The sequence below is a fragment of the Flavobacterium odoriferum genome, from assembly GCF_025499515.1.
GTDB classification, from domain to species: Bacteria; Bacteroidota; Bacteroidia; order Flavobacteriales; family Flavobacteriaceae; genus Flavobacterium; species Flavobacterium odoriferum.
In genome coordinates, this window is the sequence record NZ_JAMKFA010000003.1 from 263,677 (window position 1) to 287,538 (window position 23,862).

General features: G+C 32.8%; 21 protein-coding genes. 8 read left to right on the forward strand and 13 right to left on the reverse strand.

Annotation, left to right across the window (positions count from 1 at the left end):
- Nucleotides 1–17 precede the first annotated feature (17 nt).
- The 4 genes from M9Q43_RS04290 to M9Q43_RS04305 all read left to right on the forward strand — a co-directional run bounded on the left by M9Q43_RS04290 (nt 18) and on the right by M9Q43_RS04305 (nt 3,056).
- The gene (locus M9Q43_RS04290) at nt 18–947 is read left to right on the forward strand and encodes an aspartate carbamoyltransferase catalytic subunit (protein WP_262317733.1); all 930 of its coding nucleotides are present in this window, start codon (nt 18–20) and stop codon (nt 945–947) included.
- A gap of 37 nt (nt 948–984) precedes the next feature.
- Nucleotides 985–1,317 carry a ribonuclease Z gene (locus M9Q43_RS04295; RefSeq protein ID WP_262317734.1) on the forward strand — a complete coding sequence of 111 codons (333 nt, stop codon included), beginning with the start codon at nt 985–987 and terminating at the stop codon, nt 1,315–1,317.
- A 66-nt stretch (nt 1,318–1,383) separates the two neighbouring features.
- Nucleotides 1,384–2,289: a ribonuclease Z gene (locus M9Q43_RS04300; protein WP_262317735.1), complete on the forward strand. Its 906-nt coding sequence runs from the start codon at nt 1,384–1,386 to the stop codon at nt 2,287–2,289.
- Between the two features lie 110 nt (nt 2,290–2,399).
- Nucleotides 2,400–3,056, forward strand: a complete 657-nt coding sequence (locus M9Q43_RS04305) for an HAD family hydrolase (RefSeq protein WP_262317736.1) — start codon at nt 2,400–2,402, stop codon at nt 3,054–3,056.
- Here M9Q43_RS04305 and M9Q43_RS04310 read toward each other — a convergent pair.
- Genes M9Q43_RS04310 through M9Q43_RS04325 form a run of 4 tightly spaced genes read right to left on the reverse strand, consistent with a single transcriptional unit; the run spans nt 3,053 to nt 7,020 of the window.
- Nucleotides 3,053–4,513: an FAD-binding domain-containing protein gene (locus tag M9Q43_RS04310; protein ID WP_262317737.1), complete on the reverse strand. Its 1,461-nt coding sequence runs from the start codon at nt 4,511–4,513 to the stop codon at nt 3,053–3,055. The genes M9Q43_RS04305 and M9Q43_RS04310 overlap by 4 nt on opposite strands.
- A 38-nt stretch (nt 4,514–4,551) precedes the next feature.
- The gene (locus M9Q43_RS04315) at nt 4,552–5,838 is read right to left on the reverse strand and encodes a cryptochrome/photolyase family protein (RefSeq protein WP_262317738.1); all 1,287 of its coding nucleotides are present in this window, start codon (nt 5,836–5,838) and stop codon (nt 4,552–4,554) included.
- Between the two features lie 11 nt (nt 5,839–5,849).
- The gene (locus tag M9Q43_RS04320; protein WP_262317739.1) at nt 5,850–6,548 is read right to left on the reverse strand and encodes an SDR family NAD(P)-dependent oxidoreductase; all 699 of its coding nucleotides are present in this window, start codon (nt 6,546–6,548) and stop codon (nt 5,850–5,852) included.
- Nucleotides 6,549–6,552: 4 nt separating this feature from the next.
- Nucleotides 6,553–7,020 carry an SRPBCC family protein gene (locus tag M9Q43_RS04325; protein WP_262317740.1) on the reverse strand — a complete coding sequence of 156 codons (468 nt, stop codon included), beginning with the start codon at nt 7,018–7,020 and terminating at the stop codon, nt 6,553–6,555.
- A 134-nt stretch (nt 7,021–7,154) separates the two neighbouring features.
- Here M9Q43_RS04325 and M9Q43_RS04330 point away from each other — a divergent pair, with 134 nt between their 5' ends.
- Nucleotides 7,155–8,006, forward strand: coding sequence for a DUF2911 domain-containing protein (locus M9Q43_RS04330; RefSeq protein ID WP_262317741.1), 852 nt, complete (start codon nt 7,155–7,157; stop codon nt 8,004–8,006).
- A 50-nt stretch (nt 8,007–8,056) separates the two neighbouring features.
- Here the strand turns inward: M9Q43_RS04330 and M9Q43_RS04335 are convergent, their stop codons facing one another.
- The 7 genes from M9Q43_RS04335 to M9Q43_RS04365 form a co-directional block, all read right to left on the reverse strand.
- Entirely contained in the window at nt 8,057–9,742 is a 1,686-nt protein-coding gene (locus tag M9Q43_RS04335; RefSeq protein ID WP_262317742.1) for a sodium:solute symporter, read from the reverse strand.
- A gap of 113 nt (nt 9,743–9,855) precedes the next feature.
- Nucleotides 9,856–12,303 (reverse strand): PIG-L family deacetylase, encoded by a 2,448-nt coding sequence (locus M9Q43_RS04340; RefSeq protein WP_262317743.1) that lies wholly within the window; start codon nt 12,301–12,303, stop codon nt 9,856–9,858.
- An 85-nt stretch (nt 12,304–12,388) separates the two neighbouring features.
- The gene (locus M9Q43_RS04345; protein ID WP_262317744.1) at nt 12,389–12,925 is read right to left on the reverse strand and encodes a mechanosensitive ion channel domain-containing protein; all 537 of its coding nucleotides are present in this window, start codon (nt 12,923–12,925) and stop codon (nt 12,389–12,391) included.
- Nucleotides 12,918–13,502 carry a Maf family nucleotide pyrophosphatase gene (locus M9Q43_RS04350; RefSeq protein ID WP_262317745.1) on the reverse strand — a complete coding sequence of 195 codons (585 nt, stop codon included), beginning with the start codon at nt 13,500–13,502 and terminating at the stop codon, nt 12,918–12,920. The genes M9Q43_RS04345 and M9Q43_RS04350 overlap by 8 nt, the downstream gene beginning before the upstream one ends.
- Complete coding sequence (locus tag M9Q43_RS04355) at nt 13,495–14,418, reverse strand: geranylgeranylglycerol-phosphate geranylgeranyltransferase (RefSeq protein WP_262317746.1); 924 nt, start codon at nt 14,416–14,418, stop codon at nt 13,495–13,497. The genes M9Q43_RS04350 and M9Q43_RS04355 overlap by 8 nt, the downstream gene beginning before the upstream one ends.
- Nucleotides 14,419–14,685: 267 nt before the next feature.
- Nucleotides 14,686–15,213: a KdsC family phosphatase gene (locus tag M9Q43_RS04360; protein WP_262317747.1), complete on the reverse strand. Its 528-nt coding sequence runs from the start codon at nt 15,211–15,213 to the stop codon at nt 14,686–14,688.
- Nucleotides 15,197–15,955, reverse strand: a complete 759-nt coding sequence (locus M9Q43_RS04365) for a Rossmann-like and DUF2520 domain-containing protein (RefSeq protein ID WP_262317748.1) — start codon at nt 15,953–15,955, stop codon at nt 15,197–15,199. The genes M9Q43_RS04360 and M9Q43_RS04365 overlap by 17 nt, the downstream gene beginning before the upstream one ends.
- Before the next feature lie 107 nt (nt 15,956–16,062).
- Between M9Q43_RS04365 and M9Q43_RS04370 the strand changes: the two genes are divergently transcribed.
- A complete protein-coding gene (locus tag M9Q43_RS04370; RefSeq protein WP_262317749.1) occupies nt 16,063–18,141 on the forward strand; it encodes a T9SS type A sorting domain-containing protein in 2,079 nt (692 codons plus the stop codon).
- Nucleotides 18,142–18,230: 89 nt separating this feature from the next.
- Here the strand turns inward: M9Q43_RS04370 and pheT are convergent, their stop codons facing one another.
- The gene (pheT, locus tag M9Q43_RS04375; protein ID WP_262317750.1) at nt 18,231–20,660 is read right to left on the reverse strand and encodes a phenylalanine--tRNA ligase subunit beta; all 2,430 of its coding nucleotides are present in this window, start codon (nt 20,658–20,660) and stop codon (nt 18,231–18,233) included.
- Between the two features lie 268 nt (nt 20,661–20,928).
- Between pheT and M9Q43_RS04380 the strand changes: the two genes are divergently transcribed.
- Nucleotides 20,929–22,434 carry an aldehyde dehydrogenase family protein gene (locus M9Q43_RS04380; RefSeq protein ID WP_262317751.1) on the forward strand — a complete coding sequence of 502 codons (1,506 nt, stop codon included), beginning with the start codon at nt 20,929–20,931 and terminating at the stop codon, nt 22,432–22,434.
- Nucleotides 22,435–22,510: 76 nt separating this feature from the next.
- Nucleotides 22,511–22,891: a DUF779 domain-containing protein gene (locus M9Q43_RS04385; protein ID WP_262317752.1), complete on the forward strand. Its 381-nt coding sequence runs from the start codon at nt 22,511–22,513 to the stop codon at nt 22,889–22,891.
- Nucleotides 22,892–22,912: 21 nt separating this feature from the next.
- Here the strand turns inward: M9Q43_RS04385 and M9Q43_RS04390 are convergent, their stop codons facing one another.
- The gene (locus M9Q43_RS04390; RefSeq protein ID WP_262317753.1) at nt 22,913–23,836 is read right to left on the reverse strand and encodes an AraC family transcriptional regulator; all 924 of its coding nucleotides are present in this window, start codon (nt 23,834–23,836) and stop codon (nt 22,913–22,915) included.
- Nucleotides 23,837–23,862 lie beyond the last annotated feature (26 nt).

The window sequence follows — 23,862 nt, forward strand, 5'->3', positions numbered from 1 at the left end:
CACACAACTACATATAAATGAAAGAATTATCAGTAAATCATTTAATCGGAATAAAACACATTACAAAACAAGATATCGATTTAATCTTCGAAACGGCTGACCATTTCAAAGAAGTAATCAATCGACCAATTAAAAAAGTACCATCATTACGAGATGTTACGATTGCCAACATTTTCTTCGAAAACAGTACGAGAACCAAATTATCTTTCGAATTAGCTCAAAAACGACTTTCGGCGGATGTCATTAGTTTTTCGGCAGCACAATCTTCAGTTAAAAAAGGAGAAACTTTGATTGACACAGTAAACAATATTTTATCTATGAAAGTAGATATGGTGGTTATGCGTCATAGCAGTCCTGGAGCGGCTCACTTTTTATCTCAAAACGTTAGTGCAAGTATTGTAAATGCTGGAGATGGAGCTCACGAACATCCAACACAAGCCTTGTTAGATAGTTTTACGATTAGAGAAAAATTAGGCGATGTTGGCGGAAAGAAAATCGTAATTGTGGGTGATATTTTACATTCAAGAGTAGCGTTATCCAATATCTTCGCTTTACAAATGCAAGGCGCAGAAGTAAAAGTTTGCGGACCAAAAACATTGATTCCTAAATACATTGAATCACTTGGAGTAACGGTTGAACCAAATTTACGTAAAGCTTTAGAATGGGCAGATGTAGCTAATATGTTACGCGTTCAAAACGAACGTTTAGATGTGAGTTATTTTCCAACCACAAGAGAATACACGCAACAATATGGTGTAACCAAAGAATTATTAGATTCACTTAATAAAGAAATCGTAATCATGCACCCAGGACCAATCAACAGAGGAGTAGAAATCACTTCAGATGTAGCCGATTCACAGCAATCCGTGATTTTAAATCAGGTAGAAAATGGAGTTGCGGTTCGTATGGCGGTAATTTATTTATTGGCAAGTAAGATTAAGAATTAATTTATTATATTAGCAGTATATCAGTAATACCACCAAAATGAAAGTAGATCAAAAAGGACATACCACCATCATCAAAGATACACAAAATAATGTGGAAGCCTTTGTGGGTAAAATCACCAATGAATATCATGTGTTTCAAGGTCAGAATTTAATTTTGGATGTATCGCACAATAAAACCCTTGCTAATGCTGATTTAGTTCATTTTAAAGAATTAGCTAAAACACATAAAAAAGCAAAAAAATCAATGATTGTCGTTTCTGACGAAGTTGATTTTGATAAAGTTCCCAATTATTTAAACGTAGTTCCTTCCGTTTTAGAAGCCCACGACATGATTGAAATGGACGAAATTGAACGCGATTTAGGATTTTAATGATGGATGCTGGGTGATGGAAGTTGGAAGAAAAACTTGAAACCTGAAACTTGAAACTTTTTAACCTTGAAACTACAAATACTCGGCTGTTACGCAGCTACTCCAAGAACCATAACCAACCCAACATCACAAGTTTTAGACATAAAAAACCATTTGTTTCTAATCGATTGTGGCGAAGGAACGCAAGTGCAATTGCGCAAGCATAAAATCAAGTTTTCTCGTATTAATCATATCTTTATTTCGCATTTACACGGCGATCATTTTTATGGATTAATAGGTCTAATTTCGACTTTTATGTTGCTAAATCGCGAAAATGATTTGCACGTTTATGGTCCAAAAGGAATCAAAGAAATTATTTTGTTGCAATTGCGTGCTTCAGGTTCATTTACGGGTTACAATTTGTATTTCCATGAATTAGAATCCAAAGAAAGTGAAGTGGTATTTGAAGATGATGCCGTAATTGTAAAAACCATTCCGTTAAATCATCGTGTGTATACAAACGGATTTTTATTTCAAGAAAAGCTAGGAAAACGCCATTTGAATATCGAAGCGGTTGCGAAATACAAAATTGAGAAAGTGTATTTTGATAAAATCAAATCAGGAGGTAATGTAACCTTAGATTCGGGTGAAGTGATTGATAATGAATTACTTTCGTTTCCACCAGATGCACCTATGAGCTATGCTTTTTGTAGTGATACTTTGTATGACGAATCCATTGTTCCAATTATTAAAGATGTCGATGTGTTGTATCACGAATCTACTTTCTTGGACTCTGAAATGCAATATACTGAGAAAACCAAACATGCTACTGCAAAAGAAGCGGCTCAAATTGCGAAATTAGCCAATGTAAAGCAACTGATTTTAGGACATTATTCCACAAGATATGGTTCCATTGAACCTTTTAAAACAGAGGCACAAACTATTTTTGAAAACGTACTTTTAGCCGATGACGGCAAAGAATTTGAATTCTAATTTTCAATGATATAACTTGTTAGGAACACAGATTGGAGAAATTTTAAAAATTTTCATAATTTCTTTAATCTGTGTTCCAAAAAATATTTTAGATTTTAACGATTATAATAATGATACAAACTGTAATTTTTGATATGGATGGCGTAATTGTAGATACCGAACCGGTTCACCATTATGCCTATCACCAACATTTTAAGCAATTAAACATTGAAGTAACTTCCGAAATGTATGCTTCGTTTACCGGAAATTCAACTCGTAATATTTTTCAGAAATTAAAAGCACAATTCAATTTAGTAGAAGAGGTTGAAGATTTGATTTTAACCAAGCGAAATCTTTTTAATGATGCTTTCGATTCAAAGGAAGATTTGTATTTGATTGATGGAGTAGAAGATTTAATCAAAGATTTACACGACAACGGAATCCAACTAATTGTGGCTTCTTCAGCTTCAAATGTTACGATTAACCGAGTATTTACTCGTTTTAATTTGCATCAATATTTTACCCATATTGTCTCGGGAGAAGATTTTCCAAAATCAAAACCACATCCTGCTATTTTTGAACATGCTGCGAGTTTATCAATTGCTCCAAAAGAAAATTGTATTGTAATTGAAGACAGTACAAACGGAATTCAAGCTGCAGTTTCAGCTGGAATTTTTTGTGTGGGTTACAATAGTTTTCATTCTAAAAATCAAGATTTATCAAAATCAAATGTGGTGATTCAGCACTTTAACGAATTGAATTTTGAGAAAGTTCGTGATTTAAACTAACTCATTTCTCTATCTTGAAACGTGTGTTTTTCGACTATTCGTTTGCTATCTTTTTTGACGGATTCGTCTTTTCGCATCGACCAAAAGAAATCACTCGAAAATTTACGTGCTTCTTCCAAATTCACAATTGGAATTGGATAATCTCTACCTATCTGAAAATCATACAACATTTGTTCAATTGGAGTTAATTTCCATGGTTCATGAATAAATTCTGCTGGAATATTTGCTAATTCAGGAATCCATTTTTTGATAAAAGTGCCATCAGCATCGTGTTCGTAAGAGTTTTTTACGGGATTATAAACGCGCAACGTATTAATTCCAGTCACACCTGCTTGCATTTGAATTTGCGGATAATGAATTCCAGGTTCAAAATCCAAAAATTGTTGTGCCAAATGCGGACTGCAATTTTGCCAAGGTTGGAACAAATGATGCGTGTAAAACGAAACCACCAAAGCGCGCATTCTAAAATTCAAATAACCAGTCGTATTCAAACAGCGCATGCAAGCATCAACTAATGGAACACCTGTTTTTCCAGTTATCCACGCCTTGTGATATTTTTCGTTAACTCTTTGATTCAGATTGCGATAGCCTTTATTTACTGCAATAAATTCCATAGTACTTTCCATTTCAAATTTCTGAATAAAATGAGCTTGCCAACGCAAACGAGAAGCAAAATTAGAAATCTGACGTTTGAATTTTCCTTGTTGATGAATTTCCCAAGCTTTGGTATACACTTGTCGAATAGATAAATTTCCCCAAGCAATATAAGGCGATAATCGACTACAACCTTTTCTGCCTAATTCGGGTTTTGAAATGTGAATGCTATAATTTTGCACACGTTCTTCAAAGAAAGAATGCATATAACGTATTGCCGTTGGAACGCCACCTTTTTGAAAATTAGTATTGTTAATTGTTTTAATCGAAGGAACATCAAAAGCATTTTCTAACTCTTCAATTTCAATATATTTCACAAAACTTCTTGGCGTTGGTTGAAATGGTAAACAATCTTTATCCATGTAATCATACCAATCTTCTTTCCAAGTTTTTCGGTTTTTGATGCCACGAATGACACCATTTGTAATGTATTCTTTCCAGATGATTCCTTTTTCTTTAAGCAATTCAGCTACAGCTAAATCTCTTTCGTAAGTGAGTTTTATACCTGTTTCTTGATGAGAATAAATTTCTCGAATTGAAATTAGTTGTGTCAGTTTTTCAAATACAGGCACAGCTTCGCCTTGAACAATTAAAATTTGTGTGTGATATTTTTGCAATTCTTTTTGAAGCGCTTCTAACGATTGTTTTATAAAATCGAAATGACGTTGACTATAATGATAATCTTTCATCAGCGAAGGTTCAAAAATATAAAGCAATAAAGTTTTGCCCGAAGTCGATAAGGCTTCATGTAAGGCTTCATGATCGTGCAAACGCAAATCTCTCTTGAACCAAACAACTTTCATTTTTAGGTTTTTTTATAGTGTTTAGGGCAACGCTATTTTTATCCAACCGCTTCTTTATACACTTTTAAGCAACGTTCTCGAGCTTCTTTGTGGTCTACAATTGGTTTTGGATAATATTGGGTTTCCAATTCAGGAACCCATTTTCTAATATATTTTAAGTCTTTATCAAACTTCTTGATTTGTTCTGTTGGGTTGAAAATTCGGAAATATGGCGCGGCATCTACACCAGAACCAGCGGCCCATTGCCAATTTCCAACGTTACTAGCCATTTCGTAATCTAATAGTTTTTGAGCAAAATAAGTTTCGCCCCAACGCCAATCGATTAATAAATGTTTGCATAGAAAACTTGCTACAATCATACGCACGCGATTGTGCATGTGACCAGTTGTGTTTAATTCGCGCATTCCAGCATCTACAAAAGGATAACCTGTTTTTCCTTGACACCATTTTTGAAATAAATCTTCATTGTTATCCCAAGTAATGGCATCGTATTTTGGTCGAAAACTGGCATTTTTTGTATGTGGAAAATGCCATAAAATTTGCATGAAGAATTCACGCCAAATCAATTCATTCCAAAAAGTTTCGTTCTTTTCTGCAATGGCTTTTGCAATCATTTTTCGAATAGAAACCGCACCAAATCTCAGGTAAATTCCTAAATAAGAAGTTTTATTTAAAGCTGGAAAATTCCGAGTTGCTTCGTAATTCTGAATTAAATTCTCGGAAACATCAAAATCAGAAACTTTTATATTCGATTTTTCAAAACCAATGTCTGCCAACGATAAAAAAGGGTAGGAGTGATTCACAATCTTATCCAATTTGTCTTCCGAATTGTAATGAACTAACTTGATTTTTCTAAAATTCTCCTTCCATTTTTTAGAATAAGGAGTGTAGACTACGTAAGGCGTTCCATCATCTTTTACGACTTCACTTTTCTCAAAAATCACCTGATCTTTGGAAGTTAAAAATGAAATTTCATTGGCTACAAATAATTGATTCATTTCCTTATCGCGCTTGCGAGCGTAAGGTTCGTAATCGTGATTGGTATAAACGGACGTAATTTTATTTTCGGAAATTAATTTGGTAAAAACTTCAATTGGATTTCCATTAAAAACTGCTAATGATTTACCAATTTTATTCAATTCTGACTGAATTTTTTCTAATTGTTCGTGAATAAAAGTAACGCGAGCATCATCTTTTGGAAGTTGCGATAAAATAATTTCGTCAAAAATAAAAATAGGTAATACTTCTTCATTACTATTCAAAGCATGAAAAAGTCCTACATTGTCTTCTATTCTTAAATCGCGTCTAAACCAAAAAATGTTCATATTTTAAATTGTTATCCGTTTACTAATAATGTTGACATACCGCCATCAACATGGAAAATTTGTCCTGAAATCCAACTGCTTTTATCACTTAATAAGAAGCTTGCCATTTGTGCGCTGTCTTCTGGTTTTCCAAATCGTTTTAACGGATGACGTTCGGCCGATTTTTCTTGTTTGGTTTCGTTGTTTAAGAATTTGTCGGCTAAAGGAGTATCGGTTAATGATGGCGCAATTACGTTAACTCTTATTTTTGGAGCATATTCTGCTGCTAAAGCTTTTGCAAAACCTTCAATTGCACCTTTTGCCGCTGCCACACTGGTATGAAATGGCATTCCCATAGAAGCAGCAACGCTACTAAAAAGTACAATGCTCGATTGTTCATCAGCTGTCAAATTCGGTAAAACCGCTTGAATTACTTTTACTAAACTAATGAAATTAATTTGTAAATCGGCTTCAAAAGCTTCCGGTTTTAATCCTCTAAACGGACGTAAATTAATACTTCCAGGACAATATACCAAACCATCTAAAATTGCAGGTAATTTTGATGTATCTAAAGTATCTGTCGAAGCGTCAAACGGAATATGTGTAACGTTTAAACCTGCTAAATTTTCATTGGTTCTGGAAGCTACAAAGATGTTATTTTCGTTTTGTAGTTCTTGTACAATTGCTAAACCTATTCCGTAGGAACCGCCTATTAATAATATGTTTTTCATGATGTTATCCTTTAAATTCGCCAAATAATTCAATTAATTTTTTTCTTCGGTATTCAAATATTTCTTCTAGTTTAGGTTTCACTAAAATAGGATGAATAAGTTGACCAAAAATTCCCATAGGCACTTTATAATCTACAATATCTTCCATTTCAACACCACCAGGAATTTCTTTGATGAAATGTTTGTGATGCCATAATGCATAGGGACCAAAACGTTGTTCGTCTACAAAATACTGTTTGTCAACCACATGAGTAATTTCTGTTACCCATTTCGTTGGAATTCCTAAAACTGGAGTCACTATATATTGAATAATTTGCCCAGGAAACATTGGTCTGTCTGCTCCAGAAAGAATTTTAAATCCCATGTAATCAGGAGTAATTAATTGCAAATTTTTAGGATCAGATAAAAGTTCCCAAGCTTTGTCGATGCTGATTGGTAAATTTTGTTTGGTATGCAATCTATATATTTTCATATTTATTTTTTTGTAAAGATATAAATTTGTTTAATCTTTGTTGTATTAAATTAAACAAAAAATATTCATTTAAGTTTAAATTAACATTTGATTCTAATACAATTTGTAATTTTGGAAATCTAAAAACAAATCCTATGAGAAAAATTATTGTTATGTTGGCTGTTGTACTAGCCAATTTTGTTGTGGAAGCACAAGTAAAAACGCCTCAATCGAGTCCATTAGCAAAAGTTGAACAAGTTGTTGGACTTACAACTGTACAAGTAGAATACTCTAGACCGAGTGCAAAAGGAAGAACCGTTTATGGTGATTTAGTTCCTTTTGGAAAAATGTGGAGAACAGGTGCAAATGCAAATACCACGATTTCTTTTAGTGAAGATGTAAAAGTGGCTGGAAAAGATCTTAAAAAAGGAAAGTATGCATTATTTACAACTCCAAAGGCAGATAGTTGGGATGTCATTTTTTACAAAGACATTAATAATTGGGGGTTACCTGAAAATTGGGACGAAACAAACGTGGCTTTGAAAGTTAGTTTGAAGCCAGAAACATTAAACAAATCGGTTGAGTCATTTTCTATTTTCTTGAACAATTTAACGAATGATACTGGAGTTATTGAATTATCTTGGGAGAGAACATTGGTAGCTATTCCATTTTCTGTTCCTACTCAGGATATGGCAATGAAAAGTATTGAAAAAACGTTAGCTGGTCCATCTGCAGGTGATTATTTTTCAGCGGCTCAATATTTTTACCAAACTAATGGTGATATGACAAAAGCGTTGTCTTGGGTAAATAGTGCTATTTCTAATTCTCCAAAAGGACAAGATGTTCCTTTCTGGTATTTGAGATTAAAATCGTTAATTCAGGCAAAATCTGGTGATAAAAAAGGAGCTATTGCTACAGCAAAAGAATCGTTAGCATTAGCAACAAAAGCAGGAAACGGTGATTATGAAAAAATGAACAAAGACAGCATTGCTGAATGGTCAAAATAATAGTTAATGTTAATTCAAAAAAAAAGTCCCGAAATATTTCGGGACTTTTTTTATATATCTGATTTGTTAAATATTTTCTGAAGAACTAGTGATAACCCGATTGTAAGTAAAGCTCCAATAAAATTCAACCACAAATAACCAACAACATCTAAATAAAAAATATAGAAAATTGCTGACTGACTAATGCATGCTGCAATAAAAACAGCCTTGCCTTTTACATAATTGATATAGAATCCAATTAAGAAAATCCCTAAAACTGTTCCGTAGAAAATAGAACCAATGATATTTACCAATTGAATTAAGTTTTCAAACAACGAACTAACACAAGCAAATCCGATTGCGACGATTCCCCAAAATACGGTAAAATATTGCGTTGCATACACATAATGTTTGTCTGATTTAGCATTGACATTTCGTTTGTAAATATCAATAGCTGAAGTTGCTCCTAAAGAATTTAAACCCGAAGCACTCGAAGACATGGCTGCGCTAAAGATTACAGCTAAAAGCAAACCTAAAAGTCCTTTTGGAAGATAGTTTAAGATAAAATACAGAAAAACATAATCTTTATCGTTGGTTTCAGTTTTCTCATCTACTTTAGAAATGACCACTTTGGCTTTTTCTCTCAAATCTTTCTCCTTTAAAGAAAGCGCTACCATTTGTTTTTTTAGAATCGGATTGTCGTATTCGTTATGTTTTAATTGTTCAATATAGATTTGATTGACAATTTTTTTATCGGTGTTTAATTCCGTTAATTTTTTTTCTAAATTTTCGTAGGCTTCTTTTTGTTCAGATGTTTTTACTTTTTCAACATTAGTTGGGTTAAAATGCAAAGGCGCATCGTTAAATTGAAAGAAAACAAACACCAAAACTCCAGTTAAAAGAATAAAAAATTGCATCGGAACTTTCAACAATCCGTTCATGATTAATCCCATTTGGCTTTCTTTTACAGATTTTCCAGAAAGATAACGACCTACTTGCGATTGATCGGTTCCAAAGTAGGAAAGCATTAGGAAAAATCCTCCTGTAATTCCGCTCCAAAAGGTATAACGTGTTTCTGGATTATAAGAAAAATCTAAAATATCCATTTTTCCATTGGCACCAGCAATGTGCAACACATTTGAAAGATCAACTTCTTGAGGTAAATTCGCTAAAATGTAGAAGAAAATGATGAACATACCACTCATAATCACAAACATTTGTTGTTTTTGAGTCACATTCACTGCTTTTGTTCCACCTGTTACGGTGTAAACAATCACTAAAATTCCAATGATAATGTTTAGCATATTCAAATTCCAACCTAATAATGCTGACAAAATGATAGAAGGAGCATACATAGTGATTCCAGTTCCTAAACCTCTTTGGATTAGGAATAAAATAGCAGCTAACGTTCGAGTTTGAATGTTAAAACGTTGTTCTAAATATTCGTAAGCCGTATATACTTTTAATCTGTGATAAATTGGAATAAAAGTATACGCAATTACAATCATAGCTAATGGAAGACCAAAATAGAATTGCACAAATCCCATTCCGTCATGATAGGCTTGCCCAGGTGTGGATAAAAAAGTAATCGCACTTGCTTGCGTAGCCATGACTGAAACACCAACTGTAAACCATGGGGTTTCGTTGTTGTCTAGTAAATAGTCTTTTACATTGGCGCTTCCTTTGGTTTTCAAAGCACCATAAATCACGATAAAAAATAGGGTAGTGGATAATACAATCCAATCTAAAACTTCCATATTAGTTGTATATTTCCATTAGTAAATAGAAAATTAAAATGTATATAGCATTTAGTATCAATACGATGCTATAACTTTTTTTCCATTTGTGTTTTTGTTGTTCCATCGCAATTTTATTTGTCTAATGCAATCATGTTTGCTAGTAATCGATAAGCGCCACTAACGCCTTCTGGTAATTCTCTAAAGAAACTCAAACCTGTATAAATATAATTTCCTTTACCAAATTTTGCAATTACTAAACCACCTGTTTTTGAAGATTCACCTTCATCATTGGAAGCTAAAATAGGAATAAATTCTGAACTCCATTTGTTTGGATAGTATAAACCTTGTTCTTGTACCCAACCAGTGAAATCTTTTTCAGTGATTTTATTCGGTTGATTAAGAACTTTATGACTTGGTGCTAAGAAAGTAACTTTAGCATTTTCATCAGTAACTCTATCTCTTGAAAGCTCTAAATTATATGGAGCTATTTCTTTGGTAACCAAATTATTAGTCGTGTTGTATTGAATAATTAAATTACCACCTTTTTCTACATATTGAAACAAAATTTTATTCTTATATTTTAATTCATCAACAACGTTAAAAGCTCGGATTCCTAAGATTACAGCATCAAATTGTTGTAGTTTTTCTATTGAAATTTCGTTCGGATTAATCGTAGAAACTTTAAATCCAAGATTTTCTAAATTCTTGTTTACTTCGTCGCCAGCGCCCATAATGTATCCAATATTTTTGCCTTTAGTTTCAATATCTAATTTTACTAATTTAGATTCAGAAGGCACTAAAATGGTTTGTTTTGGAATATGTGGATATTGAATCGCAATTAATTTATCATCAAATGTTTGATTGCCAATTTGAGCTTTTGCACTCAACTTTGTAGCAATTTCGGGTTTGGTTGGATAAAGTGTAAACGTGAATTTTTTCTCTTCGTTTTTGGTGGTAATTTCAAATGGAATTTCTTTTGGATTTACTTTCCAATCATTCGGAATATTCAACGATAAAACGCCTTTTGCATTGGCTTTATGCGCTTTTACTGAAACTGTAATTTCTTTAGATTGAGTTCCGTTAAAAATAATGACTTCAGGTTCAATTTTAGTCGTAACATCTGGTAAAACGGTAAAAGGAACATAAGTTTCTCCGTCATCAGGATTATTGAATTTGTAGCAAATGTTCTTTACGAATTCAATTGTTTTTCCTTCAATTTCAATGGTGAAAACGACCGGAAAATTAGATGAAACTTCAGGTAAAATTCGAATGGATTTATCCGAAACACGATACATTCCTTCAGTTTGTTGTTCTTTTAGCCAAAACAAGTTGGAATAATCAACCGTTTCTCCAATAATTACATTTTTAAGTTGCAAACTTGTTTTTTCATTATTTTTTAAAACGGCATTTTTTGTTTCGAGTGGAAGTTGTAATGCTTTTACAGAAATCAATTTTGCATTCGATTGACTTCGGTTAATGACTTCGATATTGATGTTGAAATTACTATCTTTCGTTGTCGTTTCAGTATCGGCAACGGCTTCCATAAACAAACCGCTACACGCTTCAATAATCTTAATAATTTGTCTCGATTTGATGTCTTTCCAATGTGAATCTTCTAGTTTTTGAATCAAATCATACGCTTTAATCAAATTTGGAATATGAACTGACGGATTTCCAAAGTTGAAATTCTTTTCAATTTCGTAGAGAATTTTTCCAATTTCATTGCCACCTTTTACTCGATTCCACGAGGTATCAATTCCTTCGAAAAGATTGGTATTACTTGGTAAATCACCTTTTAAAAGTTCTAAATATTCGGTTTCATCGCCACGACTTCCAAGTGTTCCAAAACCTTGACATTTGTGCTGACTTCTACTCAAAGCGGCAATTTCGTTGTTACTTTTTCCTTTTAACGGATAATAAACATTGGAATTAATGGCTAATAATTTTGATTTATCGGCAGCATCAAACGCTTCTTGACTTCCATAAAACCACCAAGACGTGTTGAAAAAAATGCGTTTTGGTTGGTGTTTTACTAAATCATACGCTTCTAAACTCAACATAGCCGAAGCTGTGTGATGTCCGTGTGTTGTACCTGGTGTGTTGTGGCTAAAACGATTTACAATGATATCAGGACGGAAAGTTTCAATCACTTGAATAACATCTTCCATGACTTCGTTTTTGTTCCAAATGGCGAAAGTTTCATTAGGTTCTTTTGAAAATCCGAAATCGTTGGCGCGTGTAAAAAACTGCTCGCCACCATCGATTCTTCTGGCAGCTAATAATTCTTGAGTTCTAATTGCTCCTAATTTTTCTCTTAATTCGGTTCCAATTAAATTTTGACCGCCATCGCCACGAGTTAAAGATAAATAGGCGGTTTGTGCGTGATAATGATTGGAAAAATAGGTGATAAGCTTCGTGTTTTCATCATCAGGATGAGCGGCAACATACAGCACTTTACCTAAGAAATTTAGTTTTTGAACTTGTTCATAAATTTCAACTGAATTCAGTTTTTGTGGCGCTTGAGCGAATGCTATTATTGAAACAAAAAATATAAATATTGAAGTAAAGCTTCTGTTCATTACAATGGTTTTGTTTCAAAAATAAGGAAATAAAAAAAAGGAAGTTTTAGTTGCTTCCTTTTTTAACACTATTTTATAAGTTGATTTAATCAAAAAATTCTTTTTCTTCTGGATTATTTTTCAGTACCGAAATTCCTTTTTGCATCAATAAATTGTTTGGATAGGTTATCATTTCTCCATCTGAAGATTTTAAAATGACATAAAAAGCTTTTATATCGTCTATTTCTCCTTCCACAGGAAAATCTTTATCATGGATTTTAATTCTGTCTCCAATTTTAAAAGGATACGAAAAGAATAAAATAATTCCCGCTGTAATGTTACTCAAAATGGACCATTGTGCAAACGAAGCAACTCCCACAACTGCAAAAACAGAAGAGATAAAAAGTAGAATTTGGTCTTTTTTTACACCCCAAATAATTACAATTGAAATCAAAGCTAAAATACCTAATAGTAAATTTATGTATTTGATTACTAGGTTGGTACGATGTTCTAAAACTTCGTTTAAAGTAGCATATTTTCTAACTAATTTATTTGAACTAAATCGTAAAATAAAATAGACCACTAACACTATTAATGTTGCTATTTCTTGATCTAAGTATGGATTTTGAATAAGTTTAAGCATAATTCATTAATTTTTGAAATAACATTTCGGTTGGTAAACCTACTACATTCGTATAAGAACCTTCAATTTTTGAAATTCCGACCAAACCAATCCAATCTTGAATTCCGTAACTTCCAGCTTTATCAAAAGGTTGGTAATTATCTAGATAATATCGAATAGCTTCATCTGATAAATTGGCAAAAGTAACTTTGGTCACACAATGAAAAACATCTGTTCTATCAATTGATTTCAAGCATACTGAAGTGATTACTTCATGCGTTTGGTTGGCTAATTGCTGCAGCATTTTAAACGCATCGTCATAATCTTTTGGTTTGCCCAAAGCTTTTCCGTTTAACCAAACAATCGTATCACTAGTGACTAAAACATCGTTTTCTTTCAATTCATTTTCGAATGTACTCACTTTTAATTTGGCTAAAAAATTAGTGATTTCTTCTGCTTGTAAATGTTCGGGATAAATTTCTTCAATTTCTTTTAGGCGAATGGTATAATGCAAATCCATTTCTTTAAAGAATTGTTGTCTCCTTGGTGAACCCGAAGCTAAAATGATGTTGATTTTATTTAGTTTATCTTTAAGCATTAGCTAATTTTAAATTGTAAACAATTACTGCAACTGATAAAATTCCGAAAAATAATATGATTTTCAAAACCAAACTCAAGTGATGGAATTCTTTTTTAGTTGTAGCATTTAGTAATTTCACTCCGAAATAAATTAGTGGGCCAACAATTAAAATCATCGCATAATACACTACGTAATCCAATTCGAATAAATAAGAATTTACATAGTAAGCTAAAATACCAATTGAAATTACTGTTAAAACTCCAACAATTATCTTAGTTTTTTGAACTCCGATAGTAATAGGCAGCGTATTAATTCCTGATTGATAATCGCCATCCATATCTTCCATGTCTTTTACAATTTCACGAATTAAATTGATGATAAAAGCGAAAATAGCATAATGCATTAAAATATCGAAAGCTTCTTTCATTCGGAAACGATTATCAGCATCAATTGCTGGTAAAATATCGAATAATCCAATGATAATAATACTTGTAGAAAGCATCAATGCCACTACAACATTTCCAAGAACTGGAATTTGTTTAAAACTTGTAGCATACATATAGAGCAACGTAGCGACCAAAATAAACATGGAAGCAAAAGTAGGTTTGTAAATCACATTGGAAAGATAAAATCCAATTCCAACACCCACAATTGTTAAACCAATGTACCAATTATACGCCACCGTTTCAGTTACAGAAACACCAACCACACGATTTTGAGGTTTCGCAATTTCGTCGGTATCTTGATCCATAATATTATTGATGACATAACCACCTGCGGCAATGCACACTGTTGCAAAGATTAACAAGATGTAATTAAAATCGGTTAAGGCTAAATCTACATACGATTGTGCTAAAAATAAATAACGAAATACCAATTGCATAAAGGCTAGCATTAGTAAATTTTGGTATCGAATTAGTTTTAAGTATTTCATGTTTGTTTTTTTGTTTCAGGTTTAAAGTTTCAAGTTTCAGGTTTTTCGGAACACAGATTAAAGAAATCTTTTATGAACTTTAATTGAAGTAAAATATAACTTAAATTTTACTTACATGACTTATATGTTTTAATTTTTGTTTCAAGTTTCAGATTTTTACACAGAGCTTCACAGAGATTTTTTGATTTGGATTGAGTTGAAATAGATACACTGAGACGTTTCACTTTTAAGAAAAACTTCCATCTTCCAGCATCCAACTTCCATCAATTAATCAAACTTAGCATCAAAATGTTCCATCCATTTGCCTTGTACTTTCATCACTTGTTCGATTACATCACGAACGGCTCCTTTTCCGCCTTCTACGTGTGAAATGTATTTGGATATTCCTTTGATTTCTGGAACTGCATTCTGCGGACACGTTGGTAAACCTACCAACTGCATTACGTGATAATCTGGAATATCATCTCCCATATATAACACGTTTTCGGGTTTGATATTGTAAATCTCTGTGAATTCTTTGAAGGTTTCTACTTTGTTTGGAACGCCTAAATGGATATCTGTAATTCCTAAATTTCTCAAACGAACACGAACACCTTCGTTGCTTCCGCCTGATATGATACAAACAGTGTAGCCATTTTCTACAGCGGCTTTCATGGCATAACCATCTCTAATATTCATGTTGCGAAGCATTTCGCCTGTTGGGGTTACGTGAATAGTTCCGTCAGTTAGCACTCCATCTACGTCGAAGATGAAAGTAGTGATTTCGTTCATGAGTTCTTTATAACTTTTTGACATGTTGTATCGATTTTGTAAGTAATTGATATAGGTTTTTATATTCTGGATTTTCTAAGAAATCCAAATGTTTTTCAATGGTTTTAGTATCGTTTCGTAAGGCAGGACCTGTTTGTGCTTCTTTCGGAGAAAGTTCCGTTATTTTATGAGCCGTTTCCTGAATTAACGGATGTAATACTTCAAATGGAACATTGTTTTCTTCACAAATTTCATTTCCGATTTGGTACAAATGATTCACAAAATTACAAACAAAAACGGCAGCCACGTGCAAACTTTTTCGTTGTTCGGAATTAATTCGGACTACTTTTTGCGAAATACAATTGCCTAATTTTTCTAAAAGTTGGTAATCGGCTTCATTTTCAGCTTCTAAACAAATAGGAATAGGAGCGAAGTCGATTTCTTTACCTTTAGTAAAGGTTTGTAACGGATAAAAAACACCTTTTCGATTCTTATCATTTAAAACAGAAAGTTCCGACGAACCCGAAGTATGTACTACCAAACGATTTTCAAAAGGTAATTGCTCAGAAACTTCTGCAATAGCATTATCAGAAATTGAAATAATGTACAAATCAGCCTCCGTAATTTTTTGATAATCAGCTGTGATTTTGTCCTCAGTAAGCAAATGCGACAAATGACTTGGGCTACGAGCAAATGCTTGCACCAAATCCACATTTTTAGCTTGCAACAGTACTTGAATTAAGTGTTGCGCCACATTTCCTGAACCGATTAAAATGACTTTTATCATGGCGCTAAAATAGTGAATTTTGAGGAAATTTCTTGCTTAAATTATTTTTAGATTATGCTTTGATATTTAGTGATTTATCTTACTTTTGCTTCTTTAATTTCCTACAAATGAAAAAACTTTACTTTTTATTCTTTTTGATGATTAATTTTTTAGCTAATGCGCAGATTATTAATTTTCCTGATGCTAATTTTAAGGCTAGGTTATTGGCGGCGAATACTACTAACACTATTGCCTCAACATTCGCTGTTCCAAATGGAACATATCATAGAATTGATCAGAATAATGATAATGAAATATCAGTTGATGAAATACAGCAAACTAGATATTTAGATTTAAGTAGTTCAAATATTACAAATCTAGGAGGGATTGAGTATTTTATAAATTTAACTCAACTTAAATGTGGTTATAATCAATTGACAAGTTTAAATGTTTCAATTTTTCCTAATTTAACAACATTAAGTTGTCAAAATAACCAATTAACTAGTTTAAATCTTTCGGGTTTGACAAATTTAACTACTTTGTATTGTGAGAATAACCAATTAAATAGTTTAGAACTTTTAGATTTATCTAATCTGATTATGTTATCTTGCTTCAATAATCAATTGACTAGTTTAAATCTATCAGGTTTGTCAAATTTACAAACTTTATGGTGTTATAACAACCAACTAAATTATTTATTACTTAAAAATAATAACGCAGAATTGTTTTTTTATGGAAATCCTAATTTGCAATATATTTGTGCTGACGAAGTTAATTTCCCTTCAGTACAACAAAAAATTAATGAATACGGTTATACTTCAACTTGTCATGTAAATTCCTATTGTTCTTTTACGCCAAGTGGTACTTTTTATGAAATTTCAGGAAATACAAAATTTGATTTAGACAATAACGGTTGCAATATATCAGATATCAACTATTCTTATTTAAGATTTAGAATTACAAATGGAACAAATATAGGTTCATTAATTTCAAATTCTTTAGGAGTTTATTATGTTCCAGTTCAAGCAGGTACCTATAATATAAGACCAGTTCTTGAAAACCCTACTTATTTCAATATTTCACCGTCCAATTATTCAGTGAATTTTCCAACAAATGCAAGTCCGTTTATTCAGAATTTTTGTTTTACGGCTAATGGTTTAAAATCTGATGTTGAAGTTGTTTTATTACCAACTAATCCTGCTCGTCCTGGTTTTGATGCTGATTATAAATTAGTATATAGAAATAAAGGGAATCAAATTGAAAACGGTTCTGTAAGTTTAACTTTTGATGATGTAAGATTGGATTATGTTTCTTCTAATCCTGTTTATAATAGTTCTGCCTCGAATAGTTTTACTTGGAATTATACTAATTTACAACCTTTCGAAACTAGAGAGATTAAAATTGTTTTTAATGTAAACTCTCCAATGGAAATACCAGCTGTAAATAATGGGGATGTTTTGAATTACACAACTACAATTACAACAACAAATACAGATCGAACACCAACTGATAACATATTTGCGTTAGATCAAACAGTAGTAGGTTCTTATGATCCAAACGATAAAACGTGTTTACAAGGAACAACGATTACACCAACTGAAGTGGGGAATTATGTACATTATGTCATTCGTTTTGAAAATACCGGAACATATCCTGCAGAAAATATTGTGGTGAAAGACATGATTGATTTGGTTAAGTTCGATATTGCAACTTTAGTTCCTTTAAAAAGCAGTCATGAATTTTACACAAGAATTAACGAAAACAAAGTAGAATTCATTTTTGAAAACATCAACTTAGATTTTAATGACGCTACTAACGATGGTTATGTAGTGTTTAAAATTAAAACGAAACCAACTTTAGTTTTAGGTGATACTTTCACCAATAATGCTAATATCTATTTCGATTATAATTTCCCGATAACAACGAATACATACACAACAACTGTTGCTGCTTTAAGCACTCAAGATTATGATTTTGGAAATTATTTTACTTTATATCCAAATCCAGCAAAAAATGTTTTGAATATTCAAGCGAAACAAGGTTTAACAATCAATTCGATTGAAATTTACAATCAATTAGGGCAAATTGTTATTGCAACTACAAATGCTTTAAATACAATAGATGTTTCCAACTTAGCTGCAGGAACTTATTTCGTAAAAATAAATACTGAAAAGGGTAGTGCTAATGCGAAATTTGTGAAGGAATAGTTTTTAGATAATAATGTAAAAACAAAAACTCCCGATTCATTTTAATCGGGAGTTTTTTTATACTGTAAACGGTGACTGTAAACTGAACACTAGCGCAAGCACGCTCCTAACTGACTTTCAAAATTACCTTGTAACTTACTCATAATTTTATCAATTTGAGTGTCGGTTAGCGTTTTAGAATCGTCTTGTAAAATGAAACTTACGGCGTATGATTTTTTACCTTCTGGTAAGTTATTTCCGGTGTAAACGTCGAATAAATTTACGTCTTTTAACAAGCCTTTTTCAGTTTGTTTGGCAATGTTGTAGATTTGTTCGAATGGTACGTTTTCATCTAACAACAAAGCTAAATCTCTACGAACTTCAGGATATTTTGGAATATCGGTGAATTTAATTTTCGTAGAAACGTATTTTTGAATTTTATCCCAAGAAAAATCTGCGTACAATACTTCTTGTTTTATATCGAAATGTTTTAAAACTGATTTTTTAACCGTTCCAAATTCTACAATTACTTCTTTCCCAACCGCTAAAGCTAATCCTTCTCCGAAAACATCATTTTCAAATGGTAATGAAGTCACTTTTTTATCTAATCCTAAACGACTTAAAATGGTATTGATATAACCTTTAAACAAGAAGAAATCGGATTTTGATTGTGCATTTGTCCAACTTTCGTTTTGTCTATTTCCAGTTACTAATAACGTTAAGTGTTTGTTTTCTTCGTGACCGCCTGGAATTTTGTGGTAACTTTTTCCAAATTCGAAGAATTTTAAATCACTTCTTCTTCTGTTGATGTTGAAAGAAACCGCTTCTAATCCAGAAAATAATAACGATTGACGCATTGCCGATAAATCTCTACTCAATGGATTTAACATCATTACATTGAATTCTTCTTTCAAGTTTTCAGAAAGTTTTACGTAATCTGGCGTAGTTAATGAATTTGCCATCATTTCGTTGAAACCTAATGAACACAACTGGTTCGCAATGATATTTTGTACTTTATATTCTTCCGTTCTTGATGAATTGGCTGTGGTAGCATTCACTTTAGAAGGAATTTTGATGTTGTTATATCCGTAAACACGTAAAATTTCTTCAATAACATCAATTTCTCTCGTAACATCTACACGGTAAGAAGGAATTGTTAATCCTAAACCGGCTTCGGTAATACTATTAACTTTGATATCTAATGAAGCTAAAATCTTCTTAATCGTTTCTGGTTTGATTTCTTCACCAATGATTTTATTCACTTTATTAAAATGAATAAACACACTGAAATCTTCAATCTTTTTAGGATAAATATCAACAATATCCGAAGTAATTTCACCACCAGCCACTTCTTGAATCAATAAAGCCGCACGTTTTAAAGCGTATTCGGTAATACTTGGATCGATTCCTCTTTCAAAACGGAAAGAAGCATCAGTACTTAACGTATGTCTTTTTGCTGTTTTTCTAACCGAAACCGGATTGAAATAAGCACTTTCTAAGAAAATAGCCTGCGTTTTTTCAGAAACTCCCGAAGTTTTTCCTCCGAAAACACCGGCAATACACATTGGGCCACTTTCATCACAAATCATTAAATCTTCTTCGTGCAATGTACGTTCGATATCATCAAGAGTAACAAATTTAGTTCCAGCAGGAACCGTTTTAACTACTACTTTATTTCCTTTAATTTGAGAAGCATCAAACGCATGTAAAGGTTGACCTAATTCGTGTAAAACGTAATTTGTAACGTCAACAATATTATTTTTTGGAGTTAATCCAATTGCTTTCAAACGGTTTTGTAACCAAGTTGGAGATGGTTTTACCGTAATTCCCGAAATGGTAACACCACAATATCTTGGTGCTAATTTGTCGTTTTCAACCTTAACATCAATTTTTAAGGTACGTTTTTCTACTTTAAATTTACTTACGGATGGCGTAATCAATTCAGAAGTAGTTCCTTTTTGTAATAATCCAGCACGTAAATCGCGAGCAACTCCCATGTGTGACATAGCATCAGCACGGTTAGGTGTTAATCCAATTTCGAATACTTCATCGGTTTCAATTTCGAACACTTTTGAAGCTGGAGTTCCTGGTTTTAAATCTTCGTTCAAAATCATAATTCCGTCATGACTTTCACCTAATCCTAATTCGTCTTCAGCGCAAATCATTCCGTGACTTTCTTGCCCGCGGATTTTCCCTTTTTTAATTTCGAATGCGTTTCCTTCTTTATCAAATAACTTAGTTCCAATAGTCGCCACAGGAACTTTTTGTCCAGCCGCCACGTTTGGAGCACCACAAACAATTTGAACAGGTGCGTTTCCATCACCTAAATCAACCGTTGTGATTTTTAGTTTATCAGCATCAGGATGTTTTTCGCATGTTAACACATGACCAATTACAACGCCTTGTAAACCTCCTTTTAAACTTTCGTATTTGTCAACGCCTTCTACTTCCAAACCTAAGTCGGTAAGAATGTCGGCAATTTCTTCAGATTTTAAATCGGTTTTAATGAATTGTTTTAACCAATTGTAAGATATACGCATTTTGTATCGAATTTTAAACGGCAAAGATACTTTATAAAATTAGAATTTAGAAATTAGAATTTAGAAATTTTGAACAGCCTTTTGGTGATAAGTTTAGAAAGGCAATATTATTAATTCGATAAATAATTGAGTAAAAAATTAATAGAAATGTAATTTTTAGATGTTAAAATTGGGCCTATATCAGTTTTGTGCTATTAAATGAAATAATTGTGCTATTCTAAAATAAGAATTGAATCTAAATTTGATAAACAAACCTAAAATCAAAATTATGAGTAATTTAATTCAAAGACCTCAACTAAAAGAAAAGTACGATAATTATATCAACGGAAAATGGACAGCACCTTCAACAGGGCAATATTTCGAAGTACTTTCTCCAGTAGATGGAAAATTAATGGCAAAAGCAGCACATTCGGCTAAAATGGATGTTGAAATGGCTGTAAATGCAGCTGATGAAGCCTTCAAAACGTTCAGTCAAACTTCGGCTACAGAAAGAAGTATCATGTTGAATAAAATTGCAGATCGAATTGAAGCTAATTTAGAATACATCGCTGCGGTTGAAACGTTAGATAATGGTAAAGCCATTCGTGAAACTATGGCTGCCGATATTCCATTAGCAATTGACCATTTTAGATATTTTGCAAGTGTAATTCGTGCCGAAGAAGGTTCAATTACCGAATTAGATAAAGATACGGTTTCTATCATCGTTCATGAGCCAATTGGAGTTGTAGCACAAATTATTCCTTGGAACTTCCCAATTTTAATGGCCGTTTGGAAATTAGCTCCAGCTTTAGCCGCAGGAAACTGTGTAGTGTTGAAACCAGCAGAAAGCACGCCAATTTCAATTATGGTTTTGATGGAAATTATCGGAGATTTAGTTCCAGCAGGAGTTATCAATGTAATTAATGGTTTTGGAGCGGAATTAGGAAGAACTTTGGTAACGAATCCAAAAGTTTGTAAAGCAGCATTTACGGGTTCGACTGCTACTGGAAGAATGGTAATGCAATATGCTACTGAAAATATTATTCCAGTTACGTTAGAATTAGGTGGGAAATCTCCAAATATTTTCTTCCCATCGGTTATGGATGCTGATGATGCCTTTTTAGATAAAGCTTTAGAAGGAGTTGCTCTTTTTGCCCTAAATCAAGGAGAAGTTTGTACGTGTCCATCAAGATTGTTAATTCATGAATCGATTTACGACAAATTTATTGAAAGAGTATTAGAACGTGTGAAATCAATCAAAATGGGGAATCCATTAGATCCAACGGTTATGATGGGAGCTCAAGCTTCACAAATCCAAAAAGATAAAATTCTTTCCTACATTAATTTAGGGAAAGAAGAAGGTGCTGAATTGTTATGCGGTGGTGATGTAAATCATTTAGGTGGCGATTTAGAAGGCGGATATTACATCCAACCAACTTTATTTAAAGGACACAACAAAATGCGTATTTTCCAAGAAGAGATTTTCGGTCCAGTATTAGCGGTTACGACTTTCAAAACTACGGAAGAAGCATTAGAAATTGCTAACGACACTATGTACGGATTAGGAGCAGGCGTTTGGACACGTGATGCACATGAATTATATCAAGTTCCAAGAGCTATTCAAGCAGGACGTGTTTGGGTAAACCAATATCATGCTTATCCAGCAGGAGCACCGTTTGGAGGTTATAAACAATCGGGAATTGGTAGAGAAAACCACAAAATGATGTTAGACCATTATCGTCAAACTAAAAACATGTTGATTTCTTATAACAAGAATAAATTAGGTTTCTTTTAGTAGATAATTTTTAATTTAAAGTCGCGATTCATGATTAATGTTATTTTGAACTCGCGACTTTTTTTATTTGTAAACAATGGAAAAAATAAAACGATTAGAAGCTACCAAAAAAGCTATAGAATTAATCAAAATGCTATCAGAAAAGTTTGGCGATTTGATGTTTTATCAAGCGGGTGGTTGTTGCGAAGGAACGCAGCCACAGTGTTTTGAAAAAGGCGGATTTTATTTGCGTTATGGCGATGTTTGTATCGGAACTATTCAAGGATTTGAATTTTGGGTGGACAAAGATTTATTCGAATATTGGAAACACGCGCATTTTACGCTAGATGTAACTGATGGAATAGGAGCAGGCGGTTTTTCATTAGAAACACCTTACGGTAAAACTTTCAAAGTAAATTACAGATTATTTACCGAAGAAGAAGTTCAGAATTTGGAAAAAATTAGATTAAACGAGTAATACTATTCACTTTTCACTATTTTACCCATTATAATTCATCAACTGATATTGTTTCGGAGTAACACCTTCATATTTTTTAAATAACCTTATAAAGTAATTGCAATCTTCAAAACCTGTCGCATACGAAACTTCATTGACTTGAATATTAGGATTGCTCAATAGTCTTTTGGCGTATTTTATCTTTTCATTCAAGATATATTCAATCGGGCTCATGCCTAATTCTCTCTTGAAATAGCGATAAAATGAAGTGGTACTCATACATGCTTTATCGCTCAAATCTTTCAAATTGATGGTTTCTCGAATATTACTTTTAATGTATTCAATCGCTGGAGTAATCGGGCTATTGCTATCGATGAATTTTTCGTTTTCAAAACGTTTGGTGGTTTGCGTTTGAATAATTCGGATAATCAATTCTTGAAGCGTTAAATCGGCAAGAGCGTCTTTGGTTAACGAATTGCCCATGCATTCTTTAATCAACTTGTTGATAGTTCCTGCTAATTCAACATTGTTATAAAAGAAATAATTTTCGTGGTCTAATTTCCACAAATTACTTTTTCCTTCTTTCGGATATTTCTCATTTAAAAAGTCCAACGTATTCGTGATAATCTGATTATCGATTGCCAAAGCGATACACTGCGTAGGATTGTCTTTTGAAGCTTCCGGGAAATCGATTTTCATTTCGGCATTAGAAGGCACAATTACGGTTTCGCCAGGTAAATATTCAAAACATGGATCTTCAAATAAATGCATCACTTTTTTACCGCGCAACATACTTGTTACCACCAAATCATTAAACTTCAAAGGTACCAAATCTGATTTCTGATAAGTTTCGAAAATATTCAATTCGCAATGGTTTAACGAAAAAATAGTACGGTTTTCCACTAAAGTTTTTAACGACTTTTCGTGGGTTAAAGCTGGAGTAAAAAGTAACGCTTTGTTCGCCATTTTAAATTCTGAAATAGAAAAGCAAG